Annotated in this window: 10 protein-coding genes; 1 reads left to right on the top strand and 9 read right to left on the bottom strand. The window is 43.0% G+C overall.

Annotated features, from left to right (window positions below):
* Nucleotides 1-33: 33 nt before the first annotated feature.
* The 8 genes from QUA47_RS00655 to galE all read right to left on the bottom strand — a co-directional run bounded on the left by QUA47_RS00655 (nucleotide 34) and on the right by galE (nucleotide 8,926).
* Entirely contained in the window at nucleotides 34-1,233 is a 1,200-nt protein-coding gene (locus QUA47_RS00655) for a glycosyltransferase family 4 protein (protein ID WP_333429308.1), read from the bottom strand.
* Nucleotides 1,234-1,398: 165 nt separating this feature from the next.
* Nucleotides 1,399-3,402, bottom strand: a complete 2,004-nt coding sequence (locus QUA47_RS00660) for an ABC transporter ATP-binding protein (protein WP_333429309.1) — start codon at nucleotides 3,400-3,402, stop codon at nucleotides 1,399-1,401.
* A 92-nt stretch (nucleotides 3,403-3,494) separates the two neighbouring features.
* Nucleotides 3,495-4,646, bottom strand: a complete 1,152-nt coding sequence (locus tag QUA47_RS00665) for a glycosyltransferase family 4 protein (RefSeq protein ID WP_333429310.1) — start codon at nucleotides 4,644-4,646, stop codon at nucleotides 3,495-3,497.
* 281 nt (nucleotides 4,647-4,927) lie between these two features.
* Nucleotides 4,928-5,755 (bottom strand): hypothetical protein, encoded by an 828-nt coding sequence (locus QUA47_RS00670; RefSeq protein WP_333429311.1) that lies wholly within the window; start codon nucleotides 5,753-5,755, stop codon nucleotides 4,928-4,930.
* Between the two features lie 240 nt (nucleotides 5,756-5,995).
* Nucleotides 5,996-6,274 (bottom strand): beta-1,6-N-acetylglucosaminyltransferase, encoded by a 279-nt coding sequence (locus QUA47_RS30905; RefSeq protein ID WP_445302470.1) that lies wholly within the window; start codon nucleotides 6,272-6,274, stop codon nucleotides 5,996-5,998.
* Nucleotides 6,204-6,785, bottom strand: coding sequence for a hypothetical protein (locus QUA47_RS00675; protein ID WP_333429312.1), 582 nt, complete (start codon nucleotides 6,783-6,785; stop codon nucleotides 6,204-6,206). The genes QUA47_RS30905 and QUA47_RS00675 overlap by 71 nt, the downstream gene beginning before the upstream one ends.
* A complete protein-coding gene (locus tag QUA47_RS00680; protein ID WP_333429313.1) occupies nucleotides 6,782-7,819 on the bottom strand; it encodes a hypothetical protein in 1,038 nt (345 codons plus the stop codon). Before QUA47_RS00680 ends, QUA47_RS00675 begins: the two co-directional genes overlap by 4 nt.
* Nucleotides 7,820-7,921: 102 nt before the next feature.
* Entirely contained in the window at nucleotides 7,922-8,926 is a 1,005-nt protein-coding gene (gene galE / locus QUA47_RS00685; RefSeq protein WP_333429314.1) for a UDP-glucose 4-epimerase GalE, read from the bottom strand.
* 632 nt (nucleotides 8,927-9,558) lie between these two features.
* Here galE and gloB point away from each other — a divergent pair.
* The gene (gene gloB / locus QUA47_RS00690; protein ID WP_333429315.1) at nucleotides 9,559-10,332 is read left to right on the top strand and encodes a hydroxyacylglutathione hydrolase; all 774 of its coding nucleotides are present in this window, start codon (nucleotides 9,559-9,561) and stop codon (nucleotides 10,330-10,332) included.
* A gap of 2 nt (nucleotides 10,333-10,334) precedes the next feature.
* On the opposite strand, the gene QUA47_RS00695 is transcribed toward gloB, so the two are convergent.
* A complete protein-coding gene (locus QUA47_RS00695; RefSeq protein ID WP_333429316.1) occupies nucleotides 10,335-11,174 on the bottom strand; it encodes a glycosyltransferase in 840 nt (279 codons plus the stop codon).
* Between the last annotated feature and the right edge of the window lie 237 nt (nucleotides 11,175-11,411).

The raw sequence follows: 11,411 nt of genomic DNA on the forward strand, positions 1-11,411 counted from the left end.
GCCCCTACGGATTTTAAAATTATCGGATGAGAATTAAGGAATGATTTGCGATCGCACTTGGTCATCCACATAACTTAAAATTCTCTCTATCCTATTTTCCCACGAAAATAGCTTGACAAAATCCCTTGTTTCTGCATACCCTTCGCTTTTCCTCGGATATTTGGTTAAACAATCTCGAATGCTTTGCGCGAAATGGTGCGGGTTATCCGGTTCGCACCAAGTTGCTGCTATATTTCCCGATTTAAATTCCATTAAAGAGGCAATCTCCGTCGCAACAATCGGAGTTCCCGATGCCATGTAATCAAAGAATTTTAAAGGAGATGTGAAGGTCGCGGCCTCTGTCAAACAGTGCGGGTGAGTCAAAACATCGGCTGCTTGCAGCAAGCTAGCAAGTTGATTTTGAGGCAAGTAGCCGAGAAATTTAATGTTGTTAACTTGCTTGGATTTGGCTAATTGCTGGTATGCTGTTACTTGGGATGAATCACCGCCGGCGATCGCAAATTGAACCAGCGGCAATTCCTTAGCCACATCCACCAACATATCAACACCTTTAAACGGGTAAAGTCCCCCTGCATAAACTGCTAAATGCCGTCTGTCATCTTCTAATAATTGCTGTCGCCAATTCTGGGCAGCTTCTGTTTGTCGGGCGAGAAACAAATGGTTAAAACCGTTGTGCAGCGTAATTACTTTTTCCGGCGGCATTCCATTCAAAATCATGCTGTATCGGACAGTATCTGCAACAGTTACAGCAATTTGAAAGAGAGGATTGCGAACGATTTCTGGTTCAAAATTTTTGTCTTCGTGGTGGTGCTGTTCGTAGATAGCGGGAATTCCGTTTTTAACTGCTGCTTTGACAAAGTTCCAGTCGCGGCTGTGGACAATTTTAGTGGATTTAAGCAGGTGAATGGGTAAATAGTATTTTGATACTATTGTACTCGCACTCGTCCACTTGCTGTCCCAAAGGTCGATCGGCCACGGCATGGGCAAATCTGCTACTTTTAATTTTTCCTGAATATTGTAAATTTTGGCAAGTTGGTCATCTGGTTTCCTCGGTTGAAAAGGAAAAAGCAAATCAACCGGATTCAAAGCACTCCAGCCTTTGCGGAGGTATACCAAAACTGCTGGATAACCGAGGTTTGCTGCGGCATTGGCAGAGTGTGCAACTTGAACTAAGCTCGCGATATTGGGTTGCGGTAAGATATTTCTGGTAAAAAATACATAATATTTAGACATCTTAATTGGTAGTTGGTAATTGGTAAGGGGAGGCAGAGCCTCCAAATATGTATTCCTAGGCGGACCCTGGGAACAAAGGTAAATCAACCCGACATGATATGACTTATGGCTCCTTCTTCCTAAATTCTTCCTTCTTCCTTCTTCCTTCCTCCTTCTTTCTTCTGACTATTTCTTAACAGCCTGACGCTTAATAGTCTTTTCTATAAATTCTAAAGTAGTGAAAATATTAGCAGCCGAGTGAAATGATTCTCGGATTAACTCGTCTCTTTCTTCGGGAGAGTCTACCATTTCATCTACTAGCAATTTGAGGTAAGCTATCATGGGAGTCAGGCGAGTGCGAATTTCGTAAGAACCTCTAATTAGAGCTTCATCGCGAGCGGTTTCTTCGGCAAATTGCACTGAATACAAGCGAGTGTAGTAACCTCCTTTTGCTAGCAATTCTTCGTGGGAACCCATTTCTACTACTTGTCCGCGATCAATCACGGCGATTTTGTTGGCTTTTTGGACTGTGGAGAGGCGGTGGGCGATGACTAAGGTTGTGCGATCGCAACTCAATTTCTCGATCGCCGCTTGCACGTACCTTTCCGAAACCGTATCCAGCGAACTCGTTGCCTCATCTAAAATTAAGATTTCCGGGTTTTGCAGCAAAGCTCTAGCAATTGAAATTCTCTGACGCTGGCCTCCTGATAAGATCACCCCCCGATCGCCAATTTGAGTATCCAACCCCTCCGGCAACAGTTGGATAAACTCATAAGCATTCGCTCCCTTCGCCGCTTCCACAATTTCTTCCTCAGTCGCTTGAGGCCTAGCGTAAGCAATATTTTCGCGAACTGAAGCATTAAACAAAAACGTATCTTGGCTAACAATACCCATCGCTTGTCTGAGACTTTTCAGCTCAAATTCGCGCAAATCCCTGCCATCGAGCGAGATATGACCTTCAGTAGGATCGTAAAATCTCGGCAGTAAATCTGCCAAAGTTGACTTGCCAGAACCCGAAGTTCCTACCAAAGCCAAAGTAGTGCCGTGAGGTAGGAATAAATCAACTCCTTGAAGAACTAAATTTTTGTGCTGGGGATAACTAAAAGATATTTTATTAAAATGAATTCCCGATTTCAACTGAGTGTAAGGCACAGAACCGTTCAACATAAATGGCTTGTCCTGGCAGCTCAAAAAATCATTAACCACCTCTACACTAGCCGACGTATTCGCAAATTGACTGCGCCCGCTATTCAACTGAGAAATTAAAGGAATTAGCCGAAAAAGTACCAATAAATAGGTTAATAAAATTGTAGAAATAGACTCTATCTCATTCGCAAATATTGTGCGACCTATAAATACAATCAAAATTATAACTATCAAATTAACAACTTCGTTAATTGGGGCGATCGCCGCATAATTTACCTGAGCCTGAAAATCCGCTTGTTCTCGCCTTTGAATTAAATGCTTGATCCGCTGATACTCCCTTTCCTCGTTCCCCGTTGACTTGACCAGCCGAATCCCAGTAATCGTTTCCAGCACCCTAACCGAATAATCTTTCGACATTTCAGAAAGCAGGTGGCCAAAATGCTTGGAACGGTTAATAATATATTGATTTGTCCAAGCAACTAACGCCAGCAAAACTGTAGCTGTCACCGTCAGTTTCCACGAGATAGAAAGCAGCAGAGCCACAAACACCAAAACAGTGATTGAGGTAGTAAACATTCCGATCGCCGTGCCAACTGCACTAGCAGTCCGACCAATCTCTCCGCCCAATCTATTAATTAAATCCCCGACTTTAGTTTTAGAGTAAAAATCTAAATCTACTTCTAACAACAACCGCAAACCTGCTTCTCGCAAATCAAAAGTCAGAGAGCGCGTCAGAGAAGTAGCTACTAAAGTATTGATATAACTGGCAACATTTTTTAAAAAAATTGCCAGAACAATCGCCCCAGTCATCAACATTAAGCGCTGATTTTCCGGCAGTCCCTCAAAGGGATACATCAAAGTTTTAATTAGAGGTGGAGCGCCGCGCAGCTCGATAACTTCCTCTAAAAAACTTAAAAGCACTGGTACAATCAGAGTAGTGCTGATACCGTTAAATAAAGCACCAGAAAAGCCCAGCATCACAGTTAAGAGAATCCTACCGGGATATCGTCTGGCAAATTTTAGGAGTAGCTTATTGGCAGACATGAAGCATTCCCAGCTAAACAGTACGACATCTCAAAATATTCTTTAATGACAGCCAGTTTTTCTTCCTCCATTGAGCCGTTTTAAAATTACCTCTACATACCTGCAATTATATCTGAAAGTATCGGTGTCATTGCTTGAATACTATATTTTTGCACACATCTTTCCCGAGCTTTCATTCCTTGTAAATTCGCCGCTGTCAAATTTTGAAATATCCATTGAATTTTTTGTGAAATTTGAGCGGGAGAACTCGGATCGACTAAATAACCCGTTCCCCCTAAAATTGTTGGAATATCCCCCACTCGCGTAGACAAAACAGGCTTAGCCATTGCCATGCCATCTGTCAACTTGAGCGGAAACTGAGCCACGGCTGTGAGAGTTTCTCGCTGAGGAACAACGACAACATGAGCCGCCGCTACAACGGACGGCATCGTCTCGACTGGAAACCTTGGTAGTTTAACAATCCAACGCCCCCATTGTTTCACAAGTTTATCATCATAATCATCATAAGGACTTCCGCCGACGATCGCTAATTTTAAATCGGGCTCATTTAACTGTTCGAGGGCCATCAAAACATCCTCAACACCTTTGTGAGGTCGTGGCGCACCGGGAAACATCAGAATTCTATACCCGGACAAGCCGTAACGCTGTCTGCTCAATTCAGGATTGTATTTAGCAGGGTCGAACATTGCGGTATCCTTGCCATTAGGCAAATATACGCCACCAAAACGCTGTTTTAAAAACTCAGTATCAACGGTGACTGCATCGGCACGGTGGATTAGACTTTCCATCCACTTGACATAGAGGGGATGATCGGGTTCTCTCAATTGACCGTTTTGTTTGAAAATATCTCGATAAAGTTGTTTGAAAGATGGACTGTATTTCCATTCATCTCCACCGTACCAACTCAGTTCCCAGTCGTCTATATCTAAAATTATAAAGTGGCGAGTCGCCAGTTTTTTTAGTAGCGATAAACCAAAGCTTGTAGGTTTAGGTTTGACTGCATAAATAATATCCCCATCTATTTTTTTCAAAAGTTTTTGAGTATCTCTCAAAAACCCCGGATATTTTTTACCCGGTATCGCACATACCGGGATGTCTCTGGGAGGAATAGCATACAATTCCTGGCCAAACTGAAATCCAACAACTTCTACATCACATTTAAGCTCGGTAAGGACTTGAGCTAAGAGAAAAGCACGAATTGCACCTCCTCCTGACAAATCGCTCACTACTAATGAAACTTTCACTGAGTATTTTTTTTAAAACATTTGTTTGATTTTCCTCCTTAACCGAGCTTTTGTCAAGGCGATGAGGACTTGCGCGCTCCAGACCAAAGAAACCGGGTTCTTAACAAGGGGAAAGGGCAGCAACGAAGTATTTTGGTAAAAAAAACCAGTGAGGCATCCAGGACTGTTACTCAAGCCAGCAATACTTATTCTCGGTAAATTTTCGGATATGTTGAGGCTAATTTTTTTTTATTGTTGGCTGAATTTTGTTGCTTTTGATGCAGTTGGCCAACAAACTTTAATTATTTTAAACGCCAGGGATTGTTAAGTTGATTTGGTAAAAATATTTTAGCCGTGCGATCGACTATTCTAGTAAAGAGTGATCGCGTCACGTTCTTCGCGTACTGAGGGCGGTAAGGATAAGTGCAGTGCATTACTTTAATCGGTTTGTCGATCGCATAAATTTCCTTCCACTTGTCCAAGTAGTTGTAAACCGGGGACAAAGTTGTCATTTTTGGTTTTACAGATTCAACAGCCGCCGCAAAAGCACCCTGGTCTTTTAAAAGTAGCACATTTTGATGTGCAACTACGAACTCGAAATATTTCTTAAAGTTTGTGAACAATTCCTGAGTTTTACTGCTTTTCGTAAAAGCGATAAATCCGCCATTGTATTGAATGCTATTTTCATTTAGCGGCAACCCGACAGACTGCAAAGTTGACAGAATATCCTGCTTAACTCTTAATAAATTTGCAGCTTTAGCAATCGCAGGCTGCACATCTTCCGTCACCAACAAATCCACCCCGTCAAGAAAATCAAAAACCTCATCTATTGGCGACAGCAAACAAATATCACAATCCATATAAATAGTTTTATCAAACAGAGATTCCCCGTACAAAGCCAGCTTAGCTAGCCGCGACGCTAAAACAGGATTTTCGTGAGAAGGTGCAGGTTTCAATATGACATTTCCGAACACGTCAAGTAAAGGATATAAAATTTGAGGAACTCTATCTATTAAAACAATAATCGGTTCGCGGTGAAACTTCCTGACAGACGCCAGAAAATGAACGCAATCTTGAAAAGAGTAAAGACCGGTTAATATAGTGATAAATCCCTTGGTTTCTAATTTCACTTTTCTCTCTGCGTGGGGTCAGCGACGCCCTATAATAATTAAATCAAAAATTAAGTATTATTGGTTTGAGTGGTTCCAGAGTAGGGCATTAACTCAATTACCAATCAACGCATCTAGCTTGTCCATAATTTCAGCATCTTGGTTCATATCGAATTTGCGATCACAGTGGAACTTGCCATTAGTAATTGTGGTATAATCTTGAATGGTCAGCGTGCGGGGAGAACCAGCAACTGATCCTCTCTAATCAAGGTAGCGCCGAGCGTCATTCACTAAATTAAAAGTTTTGCTATTCACCAATATAGTTTGTACAAAAGACTCTTCAGGTACGACCGTTCCTTGATAGTAGGCAACAAACTCCGGGCGACTGTCAACAAAATTTTTGATATATTCAACGCACTTTCGAGAAAGAGTATACCACGCCCGACCCCCATAGCAAATAAATTCATTGTTAAATGGAGTTGAGCGGGACGGTATCCCTACCAGTGGCCCATAAGTCAGATAAAATTTCAGCCAAGTCATTTATTTTTTTGACGATCGACAATTGCTGAAAATTTTTCAAAAAAAGGTAGCTCGATTTCCCTGGCATTCGCCAGTAAATACAATAATACCGCTTAAAACCCTTGTCTCGGTTCCAAGGTATTGGGTCAGCAAAAATATCCCAATAGCTGATAAAACCATCGCAGTCTGTGTTCGCGAGAAAGTTTTCAGTTTCTGACAGGGGTTGAGTCGGAGAGTCTTGACCAGTCAGATTGATGAGCCAGTCAAAATCAGAATTGTTTTCAAACAACCAGTTAACTGCATTTAAGTATGGTTGAACTTGACAATAAAAATCACCTCGGATTAAATACTCCTGATTTGGCAATAAATGTATATCTGACAAATCTTGAAGCGGGGTCAATCCTAAATCGCATCGATTAAAGTTGTGATTAATCAGAATTATAGCATCAGGAATCGCTCGCTTAATGGTACGAACCAGTCGATAAATTTGGTGAGGATTTTGAAGGGTTTGGATAAAATAGCAAATTTTCATGGTGATTTGACAGATAAAAGTTGATTTAACTGGCTTTGTACGCGGTTCGCTTTCAGAATTAGATAGCGACGCATCAAAAATATTTGCTGCTGCGCCAGTGATGCCATACACCAGCGGTAATAGGCAGGAACAGCTACGTTTGTCAAAAAATTACGCCACTGGAAAGTAATTTGAGTATTACCCATTTCCTGAGCTCTGATATTCCCATTGTTTACCATTTGTTGGCGCAAATTAAAATCATTTTTCAGACGAAAGAGAGCAGCAATTGCCTCCTCTGTCGAAGTTACTTCTATGTAGTCAAGTTCACTTTTGCGCTCATGGCAATAGGCTGATTCCCGCCCCAAAATGGCTGGAATTCCCGCGTGCCAAGCGTTAATCAATTTCGATGCTGGTTTCGAGTCAAAAGTGTTACTGCCCTCAAAACTCCGAACAGCCACGATTACATCAACTTCGCTGTAGTCGTGCCAGCGATCGCATTTTACCACCTCCCACCGCAAACCCATAGCACTGAGTTGTTCCTCCCACTGTGGTTGTTGCAATTGAGCAGCTAGATTGTCTAAAATGCCGAAAAAAGCAACATTTTCAAAACGAGCGCCCCGGTTGCGATCGCGCGGAATTAACTTGGATTGCAGCCAAGATCTCAGGGGATAACTCTGCCACAAAAATTGCGATCGCTTTAACAATTCATCTTGATTATTTTGCACAACTTGTAACTGAGCATATGGGTGAGGTTCTCGATCTACTTTTATACAAACAATCAGCAACTTAGAAGATGGTTTTAAGTTGTCCGACCAAAAATCTCGATGGGAAATTACAATTCCTTCCTTCGGCACAAAATTTATTAGTTTACATGACAACCCATCTGCTTTCAAATAAAGATAAGTTTGCAATGTCCAGTCATACTTTCCTCGGCCGTACCTGCTGTTCCAAGAACTCATCCAGTCGCCGTATTCCTCGGGGATTTGTGGCATATCTCCTACAGGCCACTGGCTTTTGGGAATATAAAAATAAATGGGTGGTAAACTTTCTTTCATTTCCCAATTCAATTAGCACCTAAAAAATATTGTATTTTAACTCATTTCCTGTAAAGATAGAAGGCAGAATTAAAATTTTAATTCTGCCTTCTATCTTTATAGTTATGCCTGCGAGTGGCGTTTTTGGTGCCACTGCCAAGCATGGGAGATAATGTTCTTAATGTCGGGATATTCAGGAGACCAACCCAAGGTTTCGATCGCCTTTTTGCTGCTGCCAACCAAAGCAGGCGGGTCTCCGGGACGCCGTTCACGCTCAACAGCCTTAATCTCTTTTCCCGTCACTTGGCGAGCCGTTTCTATCACCTCTTTCACCGAAAACCCGCCACCGTTGCCCAAATTAAAGAAATCAGATTTGCCACCATTTAGCAAATATTCTAATCCCAAAATGTGAGCGGATGCCAAATCGTTAACGTGAATGTAATCCCGGATGCAAGTACCGTCAGGAGTATCGTAATCCGTGCCAAAAATCGCGATCGAATCTCGTTTCCCCAAAGCAGCGAACAACACCAGCGGGATCAGGTGAGTTTCTGGATTGTGATCCTCTCCTAACAACCCGTTCGGATCGGCTCCAGCCGCGTTAAAATAGCGGAAACAAACAGACTTGAAATCGTACGCAGCGTCAAAATCCGACAAAATCCGTTCTACCATTAACTTAGTAGCACCGTAGGGATTGATCGGGTTTTGTGGGTGATCTTCTGTGAGCGGGATTTTCTGCGGTACGCCGTAAGTCGCGCAAGTAGAAGAAAACACAAATTTCTTCACGTCAGCAGCGAGCATTGCTTCCAAAAGGGTAATAGTACCGATGACATTGTTGCGGTAATATTTAGCTGGGTCGGTAACAGATTCGCCCACGTAAGCGTATGCAGAAAAGTGCATTACCGCATCAATTTTGTGCGTAGCAAACAGGTTATCGAGAAGAGTGCGATCGCTCGTATCGCCAACTATAAACTCCACCTGCAAAGCCTGCTCTACTATATCTTGGTGACCGTAAGCTAAATTATCCAAAATCACCACACCGTAACCGGCGTTTTTCAGCGCTAATACCGCGTGAGAGCCAATATATCCAGCTCCGCCCGTCACCAAAATAGTTGGTTTGTCTGCACTCATTTTCTTCTGCCTGTTTTTGTAGCTGGGATTGCCAAGAGCCTTGTTAACTTGAGACTGCCACATCAGACGCTTTCACACTAGGCCTGAGCCGGAGAATTCAAGCGAAATATATAGGCTTTGCTGTGCGGAACAGAACGATCGCACTCCTAAAAAACGCTTTTTATACTCCAGATAGATGCTGACTGTGCAAGTCTTTCTGTTCAATCGATAAACTTGAGGCGACCAATTTGGATATAATCAAATATCCGATTAATCTGATGTCGATCCTCTTCTGAAATTTTATCATCTGATAGGATAGCCGAAGTCAAAACTAAGTGCTCCCGGCGAGTGATCTTACCAGACGCTACTATCCGATCGACTTTTTGAGAAATTGTTAAGTTCGATTTGTTGTGAGATGTTCGCATTTATTCTTCGATCGCTTGTATGCTAAAATAATTAAAGCCGATTGCACTTATTGACCCAAAAATGGTGCGTACCCGACCGTAAATCACTTGGCTCAACAGCATAAATAACGTATCAGAGTTTTACTTCCCAAGATAGATACGCGGACTTAATAAATCTGCAATCAGCTTTCGGATAGCGTTCAGAACTAATTTAATTATATAATATTTTTCCTAGAGAGGCACTTTTCTATGCAGGTTTATCGGCTTCCGGTACTGTCCGACAATTACATTTTCTTGCTGCACGACCCCGATAGCCACACAGCAGCCGTCGTCGATCCAGCGCGATCGCAGCCAGTAGTAGAGCAACTGCAAGCACTCGGAGCCGAATTAACCGCAATTTTCAATACCCACCACCACCGCGACCACATAGGCGGAAATCAGGAACTGATCGATCGCTTTCCCCAAATTAAAGTTTACGGTGGGGCAGAAGATAGAGGCAGAATTCCCGGACAGCAAGTGTTTTTACAAGCGGGCGATCGAGTTTCTTTCGCCAACAGAACCGCCGAAGTCTTCTTCCTACCCGGCCACACAAAAGCTCACATCGCCTACTATTTCCCCCCCAGCAACCCCAGCGAAATCGGCGAATTGTTCTGCGGCGACACCTTATTTGCGGGAGGCTGCGGCAGGCTCAAAGAAGGCACTCCCGCCCAAATGTTAGCCTCTCTAGGACAACTGCGAAACTTGCCCGACAATACCAGAGTTTGGTGCGCCCACGAATACACGCTGAACAACCTGCAATTTGCCTTGAGTGTGGATGGCGACAATCCCGATTTACAGCAGCGCTTCGCCGAAGTCAAGGAAGCGCGGAGTCGATCGCAACCTACAATACCATCATCGATCGGCCTCGAAAAAAGCACAAACCCATTTTTGCGCTGGGATTTTCCCAACATCCAATCCGCCGCCAACACCCGCGATCCAGTGCAAACCTTCGCTCGCTTGCGTGGCATGAAAGACCAATTTTGACCTTAAAGTTTTTGTTTCTTCAGATAACTCTTAAACTTGAGTATTGGTTCGCTCAACCATCGGTCAAGTCTTTTGTATTTTACCTGAAAGCTCGACAGCCCCTTAAACTTATTTGGAATTTTTTCCAGTTCGTCCTTAAACGGTGTCTGAGACAACATATCAAGCCATAATTGATTGGGGGCGGAGCTTTCCCACGGTTTCGGTCTTGACATAAAGTGCATCACTTTACTTGACATATCATCAGTCTTGTGGTTGTTCCATATTTGATCTAATTGCTTCCACCTTCCCACTAAAACTGAATTTAATGCACCTTGATCGCGATCGCCCCAAACGTGAAACCTAGCGTTTTGGAGCAACTTTTCGGACAGTTGCTCTTCCTCCCAAAGCTTCATGTTGTAAACTAAAACACCACTATTGAAATAAGGGTTTCGATCTTGATAATTGTTGGGATTTCCCCAGACGTTGGCTGCGGCTGCTATCGGCAGAGTTTGAAAATCTAGGTTCCACAGCCCCTCTAAGCTACCCAGAACGATCGTATCGCTGTCGAGCCAAAGTAGCCTTTCTGTTTCTTTGGTATATTTTCGCGGCTCCAATTTAACGTAAGGAAGTTTAGAAGCTGATACCGAAAGAAGTTGGTCGTAATTAGATTGCAATTCTTGCCATTCAATCTGGTATTTGCAGCAATTCTGTAACTGTTCCTTTTGCTGTGAATATATCCTGGTAGATACAACGCTAATTTTGACAGGCTCCTCCCCCGATTTGCTAACATTCAGATCTACAGACTTGAGAAGTGCTGCTAACCCCAGAATATAGGTGCGATCGGCGGCTGTGAATATGTGCATACGATTAAGTTTGTGGGATGAACGGCAAACGTGACACAAACGTTGGGACTGGAGGAAGCAGGCGACCCTGTATTGAGGTAAATGCGAGCGCCCGTTTACCGTTGAGACGAACAAAATCTTGCCTAAATTTCCGGTTAGATTTACACAAAGAAACGGGGTTTCTAAGTAGGTAGGCGCAAATAAAGTTTACAATGTAACAGAATGTAAGGCGGGCATAACAAGAGTGATTGCTTCGTT

It is taken from the genome of Microcoleus sp. MON2_D5 (assembly GCF_036701905.1).
Taxonomy (GTDB): Bacteria; Cyanobacteriota; Cyanobacteriia; order Cyanobacteriales; family Microcoleaceae; genus Microcoleus.

Excerpts from the sequence above, each read along its gene's own strand:
- QUA47_RS00675 (WP_333429312.1), bottom strand. The coding sequence starts at position 6,785 with ATGAAAATTTGCTATTTTATCCAAACCCTTCAAAATCCTCACCAAATT.
- QUA47_RS00655 (WP_333429308.1), bottom strand. The coding sequence starts at position 1,233 with ATGTCTAAATATTATGTATTTTTTACCAGAAATATCTTACCGCAACCC.
- QUA47_RS00680 (WP_333429313.1), bottom strand. The coding sequence starts at position 7,819 with ATGAAAGAAAGTTTACCACCCATTTATTTTTATATTCCCAAAAGCCAG.
- gloB (WP_333429315.1), top strand. The coding sequence starts at position 9,559 with ATGCAGGTTTATCGGCTTCCGGTACTGTCCGACAATTACATTTTCTTG.
- QUA47_RS30905 (WP_445302470.1), bottom strand. The coding sequence starts at position 6,274 with ATGACTTGGCTGAAATTTTATCTGACTTATGGGCCACTGGTAGGGATA.
- galE (WP_333429314.1), bottom strand. The coding sequence starts at position 8,926 with ATGAGTGCAGACAAACCAACTATTTTGGTGACGGGCGGAGCTGGATAT.
- QUA47_RS00695 (WP_333429316.1), bottom strand. The coding sequence starts at position 11,174 with ATGCACATATTCACAGCCGCCGATCGCACCTATATTCTGGGGTTAGCA.
- QUA47_RS00660 (WP_333429309.1), bottom strand. The coding sequence starts at position 3,402 with ATGTCTGCCAATAAGCTACTCCTAAAATTTGCCAGACGATATCCCGGT.